The organism is Lentibacillus salicampi (assembly GCF_004565465.1).
GTDB classification, from domain to species: Bacteria; Bacillota; Bacilli; order Bacillales; family Amphibacillaceae; genus Lentibacillus; species Lentibacillus salicampi.
In genome coordinates this window covers 21,022-36,933 of sequence record NZ_SRHY01000003.1, presented here as the reverse complement: position 1 = coordinate 36,933, position 15,912 = coordinate 21,022, and the positions used below count along the sequence as shown (strand labels likewise).

Annotated in this window: 15 protein-coding genes; 4 read left to right on the top strand and 11 right to left on the bottom strand. The window is 42.2% G+C overall.

Going from position 1 to position 15,912, the window contains the following annotated elements:
- The first annotated feature begins 11 nt into the window (after positions 1 to 11).
- The 3 genes from E4U82_RS03635 (at position 12) to E4U82_RS03630 (ending at position 1,600) form a co-directional block, all read left to right on the top strand.
- A complete protein-coding gene (locus E4U82_RS03635) occupies positions 12 to 506 on the top strand; it encodes a GNAT family N-acetyltransferase (RefSeq protein WP_135108689.1) in 495 nt (164 codons plus the stop codon).
- Positions 507 to 617: 111 nt separating this feature from the next.
- Complete coding sequence (locus E4U82_RS20750; protein WP_483414087.1) at positions 618 to 911, top strand: Spi family protease inhibitor; 294 nt, start codon at positions 618 to 620, stop codon at positions 909 to 911.
- A 65-nt stretch (positions 912 to 976) separates the two neighbouring features.
- On the top strand, positions 977 to 1,600 hold the full coding sequence (locus E4U82_RS03630; RefSeq protein ID WP_135108688.1) for a papain-like cysteine protease family protein: 624 nt from the start codon (positions 977 to 979) through the stop codon (positions 1,598 to 1,600).
- Positions 1,601 to 2,582: 982 nt separating this feature from the next.
- Here E4U82_RS03630 and E4U82_RS03625 read toward each other — a convergent pair.
- From E4U82_RS03625 to citZ, 10 genes are all read right to left on the bottom strand, one after another.
- A complete protein-coding gene (locus tag E4U82_RS03625; protein WP_135108687.1) occupies positions 2,583 to 3,149 on the bottom strand; it encodes a Uma2 family endonuclease in 567 nt (188 codons plus the stop codon).
- 91 nt (positions 3,150 to 3,240) lie between these two features.
- Positions 3,241 to 3,786 (bottom strand): shikimate kinase, encoded by a 546-nt coding sequence (locus E4U82_RS03620; protein WP_135108686.1) that lies wholly within the window; start codon positions 3,784 to 3,786, stop codon positions 3,241 to 3,243.
- A gap of 137 nt (positions 3,787 to 3,923) precedes the next feature.
- Positions 3,924 to 4,523 (bottom strand): dephospho-CoA kinase, encoded by a 600-nt coding sequence (gene coaE / locus E4U82_RS03615; RefSeq protein ID WP_135108685.1) that lies wholly within the window; start codon positions 4,521 to 4,523, stop codon positions 3,924 to 3,926.
- A gap of 15 nt (positions 4,524 to 4,538) precedes the next feature.
- Positions 4,539 to 5,363, bottom strand: a complete 825-nt coding sequence (gene mutM / locus E4U82_RS03610) for a DNA-formamidopyrimidine glycosylase (RefSeq protein WP_135108684.1) — start codon at positions 5,361 to 5,363, stop codon at positions 4,539 to 4,541.
- Positions 5,364 to 5,375: 12 nt separating this feature from the next.
- Positions 5,376 to 8,015 carry a DNA polymerase I gene (gene polA / locus E4U82_RS03605; protein WP_135108683.1) on the bottom strand — a complete coding sequence of 880 codons (2,640 nt, stop codon included), beginning with the start codon at positions 8,013 to 8,015 and terminating at the stop codon, positions 5,376 to 5,378.
- Positions 8,016 to 8,081: 66 nt separating this feature from the next.
- Positions 8,082 to 9,464 carry a two-component system histidine kinase PnpS gene (gene pnpS / locus E4U82_RS03600; protein ID WP_135108682.1) on the bottom strand — a complete coding sequence of 461 codons (1,383 nt, stop codon included), beginning with the start codon at positions 9,462 to 9,464 and terminating at the stop codon, positions 8,082 to 8,084.
- Positions 9,464 to 10,156: a response regulator transcription factor gene (locus tag E4U82_RS03595; protein WP_135108681.1), complete on the bottom strand. Its 693-nt coding sequence runs from the start codon at positions 10,154 to 10,156 to the stop codon at positions 9,464 to 9,466. The genes pnpS and E4U82_RS03595 overlap by 1 nt, the downstream gene beginning before the upstream one ends.
- 251 nt (positions 10,157 to 10,407) lie before the next feature.
- Complete coding sequence (gene mdh, locus E4U82_RS03590) at positions 10,408 to 11,346, bottom strand: malate dehydrogenase (RefSeq protein WP_135108680.1); 939 nt, start codon at positions 11,344 to 11,346, stop codon at positions 10,408 to 10,410.
- Positions 11,347 to 11,363: 17 nt separating this feature from the next.
- A complete protein-coding gene (gene icd, locus E4U82_RS03585) occupies positions 11,364 to 12,638 on the bottom strand; it encodes an NADP-dependent isocitrate dehydrogenase (protein ID WP_135108679.1) in 1,275 nt (424 codons plus the stop codon).
- Between the two features lie 88 nt (positions 12,639 to 12,726).
- Positions 12,727 to 13,836 carry a citrate synthase gene (gene citZ / locus E4U82_RS03580; protein ID WP_135108678.1) on the bottom strand — a complete coding sequence of 370 codons (1,110 nt, stop codon included), beginning with the start codon at positions 13,834 to 13,836 and terminating at the stop codon, positions 12,727 to 12,729.
- A gap of 278 nt (positions 13,837 to 14,114) precedes the next feature.
- On the opposite strand from citZ, the gene ytvI reads away from it, so the two are divergent.
- Entirely contained in the window at positions 14,115 to 15,224 is a 1,110-nt protein-coding gene (ytvI, locus tag E4U82_RS03575; RefSeq protein WP_135108677.1) for a sporulation integral membrane protein YtvI, read from the top strand.
- 285 nt (positions 15,225 to 15,509) lie between these two features.
- Here the strand turns inward: ytvI and E4U82_RS03570 are convergent, their stop codons facing one another.
- The gene (locus E4U82_RS03570; protein WP_135108676.1) at positions 15,510 to 15,896 is read right to left on the bottom strand and encodes an FxsA family protein; all 387 of its coding nucleotides are present in this window, start codon (positions 15,894 to 15,896) and stop codon (positions 15,510 to 15,512) included.
- Positions 15,897 to 15,912: the final 16 nt, after the last annotated feature.

Below are 15,912 nucleotides of genomic sequence, written 5' to 3'. Positions count from 1 at the left end.
AAAAACTGTAAATGGATATTGCAATCATTAAACCACAAACAGAACATACAGAAACCATTGCCGCCGTTTGTGCGGCGGGCTGGAGGCAAACAGTTGAAGGTACGCTCAGCGAAGAATACCAGCGAGAGAATGTTGCATTTTGGTATAATCATGACCGGGTACGTCAAGATATTCGAAAAGGTGCCTATACACATGTTGCACTGGCGGATTCAAAAATTGCCGGCGTGATTGGCGGCGGTATGACTGGATCAGATACGGCAGAGATTTTCATGTTTTATGTTGATGAGAGTTACCGGTATAAAGGTATTGGCACATATTTGCTCGAGGCACTAACCAAAGATCATATAAAAAATGGTGCTGAGAGACAATGGGTATCCGTTCAGGAAGGTAATCAGCGTGGTATCCCTTTTTATGAATCACGTGGTTTCGTCTACCAGGAAAGAAGAGTGACGCCGACCGGAACAGATGAACAGCAAGTTTCGTTGCGCTATGCAAGGTTATTGTAATAGCCCGGTTTACTGGATGGTGATTTGAGTATTATTTAAAAAATAGTTCCGTATTATCCCTTTGGATTTCATATTGTCCACAAGGTAGATTATGTTAAAATTAAATAAGGGATTGTTCCATTATCGGGCCAAAAGTTATACAACAAAAATGATTCTCTAATTGGTTATTATTTAGAGGGCAAAAAAAATGGCAATCACACTGGTTACATCATCGTCTCGGCCAATAGATCAATCGCCCCAATTTTGCAGTATAGTGAAGGCGGTAGTTTAAAATCGTACCTGCAAAAGAAAAAGAATTATCAACATGTGTATTATTCTGGTTTTAACAATTTTGCCTTTGCAAAAAACAAAAATGAATTACGAAAAAAATTTCATAAAAAAAAGAAAGGACTCTTAATAGATTAAAAAACAAAAGTGTATCAGTTAATTCAAAGTTATATAAAAAAATTTCAAATCAAAAATTAGTGAGTTTGCAAAAAAGTAAAAATGCTAAGGAAAGATGGGATCAACTTTTAAACGATAAGTTTATTGAATCTATACATCCTGCTGGGGCGTATGATGGAAAATTATTAAATGTTGATAGAATATGGCAAAGGAGGAACGGTGTTAATCATCCAAATTCGGCTTGTGGTCCTGCTGTTGGAGCAATGATAGCAGATTACTACCATGATGTAATGGGCTATTCAGTCAGGGATAATGCTGTTTATGGCAGTCGGGCAAATTTAATTAACCATCTGTATGGTGAAATGAGATCTTTTTATACCGGAACTCTTCTTTACCCTTGGAATAAAGGTATGTATGCACACGTCACACATGATTCATCAGCTTGGAGTAACCATCAAGACAAGTCCCCAAGTATATCAGAAATAACCTCTGCTATTAATAGCAACGATCCTCTTGGTGCACAAACCGATATGAATGGAACGGAGCATCTTAGCAATTGGCATTGGTACACTATCATTGGGTATAATGAAAATAGAGGAAATTGGAAAATTGCTATTAAAGACCCTGACGGTGGGAAAAACAACGATGCTACACACTGGGTTGATTGGTCCGCTAACGATCAAGATCTCGACATCGTATGGATGCGTTAGTCAAATATCCTGAATTGGGAATGGCAACGATTCCTGACCTTTATTTATAGGTTAAAGGACCATTGATCTTACCTCAAATAGTTGCCGTTCCTATTTAATTTAGTATTTTTATCCGCAAATACTGAAAGGAGCAAATTATGTTAGTGATTTTCCTGGGACTTTCAGTTATTGTATTCCTTTTGGTTTTTTATGCAACAAGAAAACAATTATTTGTTTTCATAAAACATAATTTTCGAGAGAAAACAGGGATAGGTATTTTTGTAGCAGAGATAATCATCTCTATTATTGGGTTCTTTCTTATGTATATATCCACATTTCCCCCTCAAATGGCAGGTGGAAATGGTAATCCATTTTTGCTTCTCTTTCCGATTGTAGTGGGAATCTTTCTACACTCCTGTGTTATTCTTAGCTTATTGGTCTATCAAAGGTGGAGACCTGTTACGAACATCGCATTTTACCTCAGTTCATTAATTATTTTAGTCGTTATTGTTGGTTGCGGACTGTTTGAATATAAATTTGCAATCAGTCTATTTCGGGAATTGGGAAGTTTTAAAGACCCGAATTCAGTAATTTACCGGTCAACTATTTTAAACGTCCATACAAATTCTATTTTTTTTAATCTATATACCTTTATAGGATTTTATGGCATTAGCATCCTTGCCAGTATTATTTTAAGACACTTCAAATATCGAGAATGAAAAATTTAGAATACCCTAGGATAATGTACGAGTCTTCCGCAATAGGTCGCAGTAATGGAATAAGAGTCATCGGTAGTCTGCATATTAGGGCATATTCTTGAATAACACAGGCATAAAACAATAAACTATTTCACAAAAATACTTCCTAACGAAACATATAAGAGCCTGTTTCAATCAATTTCATAATCAAAAGCAGGCTCCAGCCCTTTTGCTGACTTAGGTTTTACATCCGTTTTGGACGATTTTTATTTTAAATCTACAAAGAACTGAGCTATTTTCAACTGTTAATCGAAAATGCCCTCAATGTCTACTATAAATTCTGACAGTATGGTTGAATGGATGCTGCCTTTATCTTTTGCAATGTCATGCAGCCGGTATTCCTTATTAACATCAAGGGTATAAACCTGTACTGTATTCAAAATAGGGTTCACAATCCAATACTCTTTCACGCCATATTTCATATAGAGTTTGGGTTTATAAACCAGGTCATGAGATTGGTTGGATGGGCCTACGATCTCAATAATCATAGAAGGAACGCCAACATATTTTTCCCCGGTTAATCCACTCTTATCACAGATGACTGACAGGTCAGATACCACAATCGTTGTATCATCGATTTCATCATGTGTTAATTCAACATCATAAGGTGCATGAAACACTTCACAATCGGAGCCATCCAGCAATTGAAACAGTTGTGCATGCAAGCGGCCGGAAATTCTTTGATGCTTTGTCGATGGAGATGGTGATATAAACACTTTACCATCGATATACTCCATTATCCGGTCGGAATTCTCCCGTAGCTGATAAAATTCTTCCTCAGTTACGTTTCTTTTCCCCCGGAAATCCAACATTCCCACCCTTTCACCGTATTAATAGCAAACGTATGATTGTTCAATCCATCTTTTTTGTAATTGTTCAGGTACCACTGAGCTGGCCGATTCTTTACCGTTCCTCAGCAGAAAGCAGATCTTTTAATTCATCTGCTGCCTGCAAAGCACTTTTACCATCGATGTCCTTCTGAATTTCCGCCTTTTTATGGCTTCTGCCAAAATACTCCATGTCCAGTCTTATTTCCCTCAAATAGTATTTTTCATTTTCTTTGGTTACTGGTGATTCCATTGGTTTTGTGTAATCATCATAAAACGTAATCCTGTCCAGAATGTTTTTCGCCTTATCCCATAACGCAATTGTAATAAGACGATCATCCTTGTTGATTAATCTCCAATAGTGATCCATCAGTCCACTTGGTGGCATGGCAAGAATAAAATGATTATTATTTTCTTTGAGAATTTTGCTTAAAACGACACTTACCTTTTCTCTATAGGCAATCTCAAGAGGGTATTCATTTTTTAAAAAGGTAATGTGACTGTTAAAGTATTTTTCAACCTCTATGTCAAAATCAAAGAATTTATAGCCAAGTTCATCAGCTAATATCCTGCCTACAGTAGATTTTCCAACACAAGATACCCCTACAATTATAATTTTCATCAAATTTACACTCCAACTCCATAGAACATGTTAAGTGGTAATTTATTGCAAATGTAACATATAGCGGTTGTTCAAAAAGCCTATTAGACTGTTATTATATCAATATTCCTCTTCTTTCTTTCTCTCCAGATGCTGAATCACAAAACATCCCATTCCCGCAGCAGGGATTCCAACTGCTGATACGCATCATATTTTGACCCATTGTTATCAATAACAGCATCAGCAAGTTCCGCCTTTTCCTTAACCGGCATCTGTGCATGAATCCGCTGATACGCCTCTTTTTCCGAATAACCGTCACGATCCATTAGCCGCTCCAGCTGCACCTGTTCATCGACATAGACGACAACCGTTTTATCCACGAAGTTTGTCAGTTTGCTTTCAAACAGTAATGGGATATCCAGCACAACACATTTTTCTCCCGTGTCCACATGAGCATCCCGTCGTTCCAGCATTTTTTCCCTGACTGCCGGGTGGACAATGCTGTTTAATGCCTGGCGTTTATCTTCGTTTTCAAAAACAATGGCACCTAATTTTTTTCGGTCGATTGTCTGATCATCCCGTAAAATTTCACCGCCGAATGTGTCCACGATTTGCTCATAGGCCTTCTCGCCCGGCCTCACAACTTCCCGCGAAATCTTATCTGCATCAATCACCGGAATATTAAAGTCATCAAACATTAATGAGACGGTACTTTTGCCGCTTGCGATACTTCCGGTCAGTCCAATTACCAATGTCATGATACATTCCTCACTTCATTTTTGACATGAGACGCAGACGTGTGTGCCGCGTCCGCCGACTTTCATTTTCGTGATCGGCCTGCCGCATTCTTTGCATGGCTCGTTTTCCTGTCCGTAAACAAACAGCTCCTGCTGAAACATGCCCATATCACCCTGGGAATTCACATACGAGCGGATGGTGGTGCCGCCCTGAGCCACCGCCTCCCGCAGTGTCGAAATAGCTGCTTCCCGGATGGCTTGAACTTCTCTTTTCTTTAATTGACGTGCTTTTCTTAACGGATGGATTTTCGCCTTAAATAACGTTTCATCAACATAAATATTTCCCAGACCGGCGACAACCGTCTGATCCAGCAGCACCGATTTGATCTGCCGGTCTGTTTTTTTCAGCTTTTGGTAAAAATAATCCACCGTAAATGCTTCATCAAATGGATCCGGACCTAATTGATTTAACGGTTTACCAAGCCGTTCCTCACCTTTGTTAAACAGATGCATTGTCCCAAACTTCCGTACGTCATTATAGCGGAGCTCCTCACCACTGTTAAACGTAAAAATGACGTGTGTATGTTTTTTGACAGGCTCCCCTGACGGGTGGACACTGTACTTGCCTTCCATCCGCAAATGGGATACCAGTATGGCATCATCCAGTTCAAATAACAGGAATTTCCCTTTTCGATGAATGTCGCGTATCGACTGTCCATGTAAAAGATCCTTAAATTGTTCAGCATCATCCGGCCGTTTGATAATGTTCGGCCAAAATACCGTAACATCGGTTATTGTTTTATCGATGACAAATCGTTTGAGTGTGTTTTTTATCGTTTCAACTTCCGGCAGTTCCGGCATTTCATCTTCCCCTTATTTTGCATCAAACCAGCTGTCACCATATTCATAGTCGACTTTCAATGGTACGTTCAGATCCACAGTTTTTTCCATGATCGCTGGTACGATTTCTTTTAGTTGTTCAATCTCCTCTTTTGGTGCTTCGAGAATCAGCTCGTCATGCACCTGAAGCAGCATTCGTGCTTCGATTTTCTCATCCTGCAGTTTTTCGTGCAAATCGATCATCGCTTTTTTAATAATATCGGCAGCACTTCCCTGAATAGGGGTGTTCATGGCAGTCCGTTCGGCAAATGAACGCCGGTTGAAATTCCTGCTTGTAATTTCCGGCAAATAACGTCTGCGTTTCATCAGCGTGGTCACATAACCCTGGTGTTTGGCTTCCTGCACGATGTTATCCATATAGGCTTTGACATCAGGATAGCTTTCAAAATAACGCTCAATGAATTGTTTGGCTTCCTTGCGTGTGATGCCGAGACTTTGGGAAAGTCCATAATCGCTGATACCGTACACAATTCCGAAGTTGACTGCCTTGGCCTGACGCCGCATGTTAGCTGTGACGTTTTCCCGGTCAACGTGGAACACATCCATTGCCGTCTGGGTATGGATGTCCAAATCGTTCGTAAACGCCTCAACGAGTTTTTCATCACCCGCAATATGTGCGAGCACTCGGAGCTCGATCTGGGAATAGTCGGCAGCAAACATGATCCAGCCTTCCCTGGATGGGACGAATGCCTGTCGTATTTTACGCCCTTCCTCAAGCCTGATCGGGATATTTTGCAAGTTCGGGTCAACTGAACTCAAACGGCCAGTCTGTGTCAGTGCCTGATTAAAGCGCGTATGGATTTTGTTACTGTCTGAGTCCACGACTTTTAAGAGACCGGCAATATAAGTTGATTGCAGTTTACCGAGCTGTCTGTACAATAACAGTTTCGGGATGATTTCATGTTCATTTTTCAGCTGCTCCAATACATCCGCTGCTGTCGAATATCCGGTCTTTGTCTTTTTAATGACCGGCAACTCAAGCTCTTCAAACAGAACTGGCCCAAGTTGTTTCGGTGAATTGATATTGAATTCCCTGCCGGCAAGACCATATATATCCTGTTCCAAATCATTCAACCGCTGTTTCAGGTCATCACCCATTTCTTTGATACGGTCCGTGTCAACCAGCACACCGGTATGTTCCATTTCACCTAAAATAAGAGCAAGCGGCATTTCCAGTTCTTTGAGCAGTTCATATTGTTCATTCGCTTTTAGCGGCTCCTTCATCTCATCCTTTATTTGAAAAAGAACGTTTGTTTTCCGGGCGACATGTTCACTGAGGATGCCCTGTTCGGGTACCCTCATTTTGGCACCTTTTCCGTAAACTTCTTCATCATACAACACGTCTGTCTTACCCATCCGATGAGCAATGGCAGGAATATCATGGTTATTCTCCGCCGGATTAAGCAGATAGGATGTCAGAAACATGTCAAACGTGATGCCTCTGATATGGATACCCTTATTCAATAAAGCTACCAGCGTTTTCTTGGCGTCGAACACAACTTTTGACCGGTTGCTGTCTTCAACCCATGTTTTAAATGCTTCCGATTCGACAGCCGTTTCGGTCGGGATAAAATAGGCATTGGATTGATTCACCACACCGATGCCTTCTATCCTGCCGTAGTGATAATTCTCCTCAAGCATTTCCAGTACCACTGCCGACTCATCACCCAGCATATCTGCAGTGACTTCATCTGCTATCGTATAATCGATATGCTTCAGTTCAGTGCGCTCCTCTTCTTCATCCCGTCGCTCCCCATCGATCCGATTCAGAAGTGACTGAAAGCCCAAACTCTTAAAGATGGCACTGACTTCCGCTTGCGGGTATCCTGCATAAGTAACCTTGTCCAGTGAAACATCAATCGGTGAATCACGGTCAATAATGACAAGCTTCTTGCTCATGAATGCATCATCTTTATGATTTTCCAGTTTTTCTTTTAATTTTTTCCCGTTGACTTCATCAAGGTGCTCGTACACGTTATCGACCGTTTCAAATTGTTTCAGCAGTTTTGCCGCCGTTTTCTCCCCGACACCGGGCACACCTGGGATGTTATCAGAACTATCGCCCATTAATGCTTTCAAATCAATAATCTGTTCAGGGGCAATGGCCATTTTTTCCTGCATAAAAGCCGGTGTATAAGGTTCCACATCACTGATTCCTTTTTTGGTCAAGTTTACCGTAACCTCGTTCGATACAAGCTGCAGCAAGTCCTTATCACCAGAAATAACCGTCACATCCCAATCCTTTTCCTGCGCCTGTTTGGAAAGGGTGCCAATAATATCATCTGCCTCATACAAATCAAGCTGGTAATGGGAAATATGGAATGCATCAAGCACTTCTTTCAAAAGTGGGATCTGTTCGGACAATTCGGGCGGTGTCTTTTGCCGTCCGCCTTTATATTCTTTGTAGGTTTCATGACGGAATGTTGTTTTTCCGGCATCAAACGCCACCAGCATATGGGTCGGCTGTTCATCACCGAGAATTTTCAAAAGCATATTTGTAAAGCCATACACCGCATTGGTGTAAACACCTTTATCATTATTCAATAAAGGCAAGGCAAAAAACGCCCGATAAATCACACTGTTTCCGTCAATCAATACAAGTTTATTACGCATCAAAACGTCCTCCGATCATACCGTTCTTCTATCATTTTAACATAGTATAACAAAAAGCACCCCCTATTAAGAGGATGCCGGATCATTTGTTGGCAAATAGACGTGGAAGGCCGACCCTTTATGGGGCTCACTTTCGACTTCTATTGCTCCATCATGCACTTCGACAATATGTTTGACAATTGCCAATCCCAATCCTGTTCCCCCTGTATTCCGGCTTCGGGCCTTATCTACACGGTAAAAGCGCTCAAAAATCCTGGAAACAGCTTTTTGCGGGATGCCAAGCCCATTATCGGATACTTGGATATGAACTGTTCCCCCTTCATCCGTTACCGTCAAATTCACGGCACCATCTTCCGGGGTATAACTAATAGCGTTGTTCAATAAATTGATGATCACCTGTTTAATGCGCTCACCATCTGCCTTTAGTATGATCGTGTCCCTCACATCCGAAGTCAGCGTGATGCCTTTCTGTTTTGCCCGTTCTTCAGTTATCGGTAGAATGTCTTGAACCAGCTGATTCATATCGACCGTTGAGCGCGCTATTTTAAATTCATCAGCTTCAAGCCTTGATAATGTCAGTAAATCTTCAATCAGCCCCTGAAGACGATAGCTTTCATCATAAATAATCTTCAGAAACCGATCGAGTGATTCCTGTTCATCTTTTGCCCCATTGAGCAAAGTTTCAGTAAACCCTGTAATGGATGTGATCGGTGTTTTCAACTCATGCGAAACATTCGCGACAAAGTCTTTCCGCATCAATTCCAGCTTTTTCAAATGGGTGATATCATACAACAAGAGCACAGCGCCTTTCAGCATATCACGCTCATTAAAAATGGGCGCACCCACAATTTCAATGTATTTTTTGCCGACACCGACTATCTGGGTAAAGGAGTGTTTAATATTCCTCTCATACAAAAAGGTTTGCTGGACTGTCTCATGAATGGTTTCGTTTTCCAATACATCATAGTACAAGTAACCTTGATAATCATGGGCATTACCGCCAAACATGGCTATAAATTTACGATTAACCAAGTGGATATACCCTTTTTCATCAATCAGCACTAAACCGCTTTGTGTGTTATCAATAACCGTCGAAAGCTGCTCCTCATGTACCTGTTCCTGTATTTGAAATTCACTCAGATTTCGTGCCAGGACATTCAATTTATGGTTCAGTTCACCAATATTCCCACCCTCGGCATGGTGGATTCTTGCCCGATAATTCCCTTTTACAAGCTCATCAACCGCCAGGGATGTCTTTTTAATCGGCTTCATGTATTTATCATAAACATGCAGCATGATGACCAGCAGAATCACATATTCCACGATTAAAATTGACACGAGAATAATGTATTCGGAGGTCATTTGTCCAATGGCAATTCCCGTTACAGCAACCAGAATGAACAGTCCTGCATTGTAAGCCAGTAACGGTTTTTTAAATAAAGGCAGCATTATTTCGGTTCCTCCATTTTATAACCAAGCCCGCGCACCGTTTTAATGTAGGCGGGTTTTTTATTTTTTGGTTCAATCTTTTCGCGTAAATGGCTGACATGCACATCAACAATACGGGTGTCCCCGGCAAAGTCATAATTCCATACAGCACTCAGCAGCTGATCCCGTGACAAAACCTTCCCTTTGTGGGATGCAAGATAATATAAGAGTTCGAATTCCTTTCGGGTGAATGTCAGATCCTCGCCTTTTATTTCGGCTTCATAGCGATCAGGATAAATCATTAAGTCCCCGATCTGAATTGAAAGTGTATTTGTTTCTTCGGTTTTTTCGGAGCGTCTTAATATCGCTTTAATCCGGGCAACAACTTCTTTAGGACTGAATGGTTTCGTCAAATAATCATCAGCCCCAAGCTCCAGCCCCAACACCTTATCAAATTCCTCATCTTTTGCTGTCAGCATCAGAATCGGCGTATCGATTTTGTTTGTTCGCAGATGTTTACAGACATCCATTCCGTCCATTTCCGGAAGCATCAGATCTAAAATAATCAAGTCAAAATCAGCGGATTCAGCCTTTTTAATCGCTTCCGCACCATCATATGCAACATCTGTTTCAAATCCGGCCTGCTCCACATTAAATATTAACAACGTCACAATCGATGCTTCATCATCAACAATCAGAATTCGTTTCCCCATCTGTTGTCCCCATTTCTATGACATCTAAGCTATCCTCATCATACAATGAAAGATGGAAAAAGTGAACAACCCGTATGTTAAGAAAAATTTACATAGTTAGCCAGACCCATCTGTGCTCTTTTCCGGGTCAAGTCCTCACAATTGCAGACCACCATATTGTAATCGCTTTCAATTACACAAAAAAGAACCATCAGAAAAATAAAAGCTTCTCCTGTGCTATATGTGTCAGGAGAAGCTTTTTTCATTGAAATCTACCCTAATACATCAAGGACATTCTTTACAGAATCCGCTGATTTGTCCAATTGGGCTTTCTCGTCAGCAGTCAGATCAAGTTCGATGATTTCCTCCAGACCATTTCCGCCAATGATAGTCGGCACACCCAGATAAATATCCTTGTATCCATATTCGCCTTCCAAATATGCAATCGATGGCAGCACACGGCGCTGATCTTTCAAAATCGCTTCTGCCATAACGGTCAGAGAGGCGGCTGGGGCATAATAAGCGCTACCGTTGCCCAGCAATCCAACGATTTCGCCGCCGCCTTTACGGGTACGCTCTACAATTTCGTCAAGACGGTCTTTGGAAATTAATTTTTCGAGCGGAATCCCGCCAGCATATGAGTAGCGGATTAATGGTACCATGTCGTCACCATGTCCACCAAGAACGAACCCGGTAACATCTTTGACAGACAGGTTCAGTTCCTCCGCTACAAAAGTGCGAAAACGTGCTGTATCCAGTACACCGGATTGGCCGATGACACGTTCTTTAGGGAACCCGGATTCTTTGAAAACCGTATAGGTCATGGCGTCAACCGGATTGGTCAATACAACAATCGTGGTCTCCGGCGAATATTTCACAATATCCCGTGTCACAGTTTTCATGATTTTCGCATTGGTGTTCACCAGGTCATCACGACTCATGCCGGGCCTGCGAGCAATCCCGGCTGTAATAATAACGAGGTCAGAGTCTTTCGTGTCTTCATAATTGGAAGTTCCGATGACATTCGCATCAAACCCCTGTACAGGACTTGCTTCTTTCATATCCAATGCTTTTCCTTTTGTCGGGTCCTCCATATCCGGGATGTCAACCAGCACGACATCCCCGAGTTCTTTTTGTGCCATCATTAAAGCAGCCGTAGCGCCAGTGAAACCAGAGCCAATGACAGAAATCTTCCTGCGTTTGATAGCCATGTTCGTCCCTGCCTTCCTTACGAATCCATATTTTTAATCAGTTCATCACCGAATTCGGAGGTTTTCACTTTCGTTGCACCATCCATCATACGAGCGAAGTCATAAGTGACAACTTTGGACGCGATTGTCTTATCCATTGCTTTTGTGATCAAATCAGCAGCTTCCCGCCACTCAAGGTGTTCCAGCATTAATACGGCTGAAAGAATCATGGAAGATGGGTTGACCTTATCCATGCCTGCGTATTTTGGCGCAGTCCCGTGAGTTGCTTCAAAAATCGCATGGCCGGTATCATAGTTGATGTTTGCTCCCGGTGCAATACCAATTCCGCCAACTTGTGCAGCCAATGCATCGGAAATATAGTCCCCATTCAAATTCATTGTCGCAACAACATCAAATTCTTTTGGACGAGTCAGAATCTGCTGCAGGAAAATGTCAGCAATGGCATCTTTGACGAGAATCCTGCCGGCAGCGACGGCTTCATCCTGTGCTTTATTTGCCGCATCTTTACCATCTTTTTCGACAATCCGGTCATACTCAGCCCATGTGAACACTTTGTCGCCATATTCCTGTTCAGCAACTTCATAGCCCCAGTTCTTAAATGAGCCTTCCGTAAATTTCATGATGTTACCTTTATGTACTAAAGTAACACTTTCCCGTCCTTCATTAAGCGCGTAATCAATAGCAGCACGCACCAGACGCTTTGTTCCTTCTTCAGAGACCGGCTTCACACCGATTCCGGAAGTCTCAGGGAAACGGATATTGTTGACGCCCATTTCATTTTGCAGGAAGTCGATTACTTTTTTCACGTCATCTGTGCCTTTTTGCCATTCGATTCCGGCATAGATATCTTCCGTATTTTCACGGAAAATGGCCATATCGACATCTTCCGGATTCTTGACAGGTGATGGAACACCAGTGAAATAACGGACAGGACGCAGACAGGTAAATAAATCCAGTTCCTGGCGCAATGCAACGTTCAGGGAGCGGATTCCGCCGCCGATTGGTGTGGTAAGCGGGCCTTTGATCGCAATTTTATATTCGTCAATTGTTTTAAGCGTTTCATCCGGAAGCCATTCACCGGTTTTGTCATAGGCTTTTTGACCGGCGTATACTTCTTTCCAGTCAATGGCTTTTTCACCATTATATGCTTTATCAACCGCAGCTTCGATAACACGACGTGCTGCAGCCCAAATATCCGGACCTGTCCCATCGCCTTCAATGAAAGGGACAATCGGACGATTTGGAACATTCATCTTACCATTGTCAACCGTAATTTTTTCACCTTGTGTCATAAAAAAGACCTCCTATTAATCCTTATACATCATCAGTTTAACATATCATTCAGCGGAATGCTTGTGTCCGCAGGATGTTACTCATTCTTCAGCGTTCCTCAATTGGTACATACTTTTGTGTTTTGGGTCCGACATATTCGGCACGCGGACGTATCAGACGATTGTTATCGTATTGTTCAAGAATATGGGCCAGCCAACCGGATATACGGCTTGTGGCAAAGATTGGTGTGAACAAGTCATGGTCAATTCCCAGACTGTGATAGACAGAAGCTGAATAAAAGTCCACATTGGCAGGCAAACCTTTCTCTTCTTTTACAAATTCTTCAATCTTGATGGACATGTTGTACCATTTTGACTGTCCGGTAATTTTCGTCAGTTCTTTTGACATCTCTCTCAGGAATTTAGCACGTGGGTCACCATTTTCATAGACACGGTGCCCCATCCCCATAATTTTTTCCTTGTTGTCCATTTTTTTCTTGATGTATGGGATTGCATTATCCTCTTCACCGATTTCTGTCAGCATCGCCATCACACGTTCATTTGCACCACCATGCAACGGCCCTTTTAATGCGCCGATTGCAGCCGTTACACCGGAATAAATATCCGATAGCGTCGCGACACATACACGAGCCGTAAATGTAGAGGCATTCAACTCATGATCAGCGTGCAGAATGAGCGCCTTGTTAATGGCTTCCTCCTCGATATCTTTAGGTTCTTCACCATTTAGCATATAAAGAAAGTTGGCGGCAAAACTCAAATCTTTTTTCGGTTTAACCGGCTCCTTGCCTTTACGAATACGTGCGAAAGCCGTGACGATGGTAGCTATTTGCGCCTGAAGACGGACTGCCTTTCGCTTATTGGCAGCTTCATCCATCACGTCCGCCTCTTCATCATACAGCCCTAAAATCGAGACAGCAGAACGTAACGCCGCCATTGGGTGTACCGTTGATAAGTCATATGAACGTAAATGATCAATCACCGCTTCCGGTAGCTCCATCTCAGCAGCCAAGTTTGCCTTGAACTCATCCAGTTCGGCTTTTTTCGGCAATTTCAAATTCCAGAGCAAATAAACAACTTCTTCAAAACTGGAATTTTCCGCGAGATCATCAATTGTGTAGCCAACATACGTCAGTTGGTCATCAATGATTGAACTAATGGACGTTTCTGTTGCAACAATCCCTTCAAGCCCTTTTGCCATAACAAACCCTCTCCTTTTTCTATGAATTGTTCATTAACTTAGGATAAAGTAACGCGTTATTGCATTTGACAATGTTTTAACACATAACATCGCCCATCCATGGACAATTATAAAGTATTATTCGCATTCTGTGAATTGAAACCGATTAAATTCAACAATAATTTTGCCTTAATCATCTTTTCTTAAGCGTAAAATTTCTGCCCCAAGTCTATTTTCCCGTTTTTCGTCATATGTAACATAGTACGGGCATGATGATGCTGTTTATGGGGGGGTTTTGAATGTACAAGCTAAGAATATACCAGCTTCTGCGGTTTATGATCATTGTATTGTCCGTTTTAACCGTGTTTTTAATCATACAATACACGTTTCCATATATTTACCCATTTTTGCTGGCCATCATTCTTGCATTGTTTCTCAATCCGCTGGTCACATTTCTGGAAAAAACACTCAAAATGCCCCGTGGTGTCGCCGCTTTTGCCGTTCTCACACTTGCAGTTACTGTTTTATTAGGATTTATTATCCTGATGATTTCGGAGCTGATTCAAGGTACAACGTATTTAGCAAACAATATACCCGACCACTTCCATACAGTCGTATTGATCGCGGAAAAATTTATGAACGAGCAACTTCTGCCATTGTACCATAAGCTTGCGTCTTTTGTGCATACATTGAGCCCGGACCAACAGGAAAGCATTAATGAAAGCATCAATCAGTTCATGAATGAGTTCGCATCATTCAGTACTGGTATTCTGCAAAACCTGTTACTGCAAATACCGGGTGCGTTAACGTTGTTGCCCGGATCTTTTACGGTTTTTCTGTTTATTATCATGGCAGTCTTTTTTATGACGAAAGATTGGCCTGCCCTTGTGATAGGCACAAAAAAAATGATCCCCCAGAAAATACTACGCTCAGGCAGCAATGTGTGGAATCATTTGCAAAAAGCATTTGCCGGCTTCATTAAAGCACAATTGCTTCTTATTTCTATCACGTCATTGACCATATTGACAGGGCTTTTGCTATTCCAGGTCGATTACGCCTTAACGATTGCACTATTTGCTGCCGCAGCCGATATTCTACCTTTCATCGGGACAGGCATCATCTTTGTACCATGGATCATTTATTTGTTTTTAACAGCCGACTATGCTTTGACCATTGCCCTGGCCATTTTGTACATGATTGTCGTTATTCAGCGCCAGGTGCTCGAGCCAAAGATTGTATCCGACCGTGTCGGGATCAATCCACTCGCAGCTCTGGTAGCTCTCTTCATCGGTTTTCAGATATGGGGAGCATTTGGATTGCTTCTGGGACCCTTATTCATCATGATCGGAAATGCATTTTATCAGGCTGGAATTATCCACGAGGCTGGACGATTCATTAAGGGTTCCTGATTGACTATCTGAGGTTGTTCAAAAAGTCCGGTGAAAATGACACGTCGAAATTCTTCGTTGGCTTGTTTCTCCGCCCCTTGGAAAAGAAAACCACTAATGCTCGCGTGCGATGCGGATTCAGTAAAGCATTCCTTATGCTCATGTATCTAAAGGCATAGGGGAAGTTCTGCTAAAACCGTCCACGTCAATCGCCAACGCAGAACTCACCACAACACGCGAGAAGCCCGCAATCGAAACTGCGCCGCCTCGAACTTCTCGGTCCTTTTCATCCTTTTTGAACACGCACTATCTGCGGTAAATAATGGTGCTATTTTTCGCCCACTTGCGGAACGTCTTTTCCAGCATTCCTTTAAAGGGAGCACGGGTAAATGGGAGCACCAAAACAAACCCGATTATATCTGTGACAAACCCGGGGGCAAACAGGAAAACGCCGCCGGTAAAAATGCATATACCATCGATTAATGCATCACCTGGAGGTTGTCCCTGGTTCATGGCGTTTTGCGCCCTTCTCCATGCCTCAAAACCTTCTTTCTTGGCAAGTGATACACCCAGAACCCCAGTTAAAATGATTAACCCGACGACCCATCCAGCGCCTATCATGCCGCCGATCCATATAAACACGCCAATTTCAATGGCGGGTACGATTATTAAAGCAAGCAGTAACCACCGCATCTGAATGCCCCCTTTC

Coding starts and splice junctions, on each gene's coding strand:
- E4U82_RS03635 (WP_135108689.1), top strand. CDS start 12: ATGGATATTGCAATCATTAAACCACAAACAGAACATACAGAAACCATT.
- E4U82_RS03625 (WP_135108687.1), bottom strand. CDS start 3,149: ATGTTGGATTTCCGGGGGAAAAGAAACGTAACTGAGGAAGAATTTTAT.
- E4U82_RS03620 (WP_135108686.1), bottom strand. CDS start 3,786: ATGAAAATTATAATTGTAGGGGTATCTTGTGTTGGAAAATCTACTGTA.
- coaE (WP_135108685.1), bottom strand. CDS start 4,523: ATGACATTGGTAATTGGACTGACCGGAAGTATCGCAAGCGGCAAAAGT.
- mutM (WP_135108684.1), bottom strand. CDS start 5,363: ATGCCGGAACTGCCGGAAGTTGAAACGATAAAAAACACACTCAAACGA.
- polA (WP_135108683.1), bottom strand. CDS start 8,015: ATGCGTAATAAACTTGTATTGATTGACGGAAACAGTGTGATTTATCGG.
- pnpS (WP_135108682.1), bottom strand. CDS start 9,464: ATGCTGCCTTTATTTAAAAAACCGTTACTGGCTTACAATGCAGGACTG.
- E4U82_RS03595 (WP_135108681.1), bottom strand. CDS start 10,156: ATGGGGAAACGAATTCTGATTGTTGATGATGAAGCATCGATTGTGACG.
- mdh (WP_135108680.1), bottom strand. CDS start 11,346: ATGGCTATCAAACGCAGGAAGATTTCTGTCATTGGCTCTGGTTTCACT.
- icd (WP_135108679.1), bottom strand. CDS start 12,638: ATGACACAAGGTGAAAAAATTACGGTTGACAATGGTAAGATGAATGTT.
- citZ (WP_135108678.1), bottom strand. CDS start 13,836: ATGGCAAAAGGGCTTGAAGGGATTGTTGCAACAGAAACGTCCATTAGT.
- ytvI (WP_135108677.1), top strand. CDS start 14,115: ATGTACAAGCTAAGAATATACCAGCTTCTGCGGTTTATGATCATTGTA.
- E4U82_RS03570 (WP_135108676.1), bottom strand. CDS start 15,896: ATGCGGTGGTTACTGCTTGCTTTAATAATCGTACCCGCCATTGAAATT.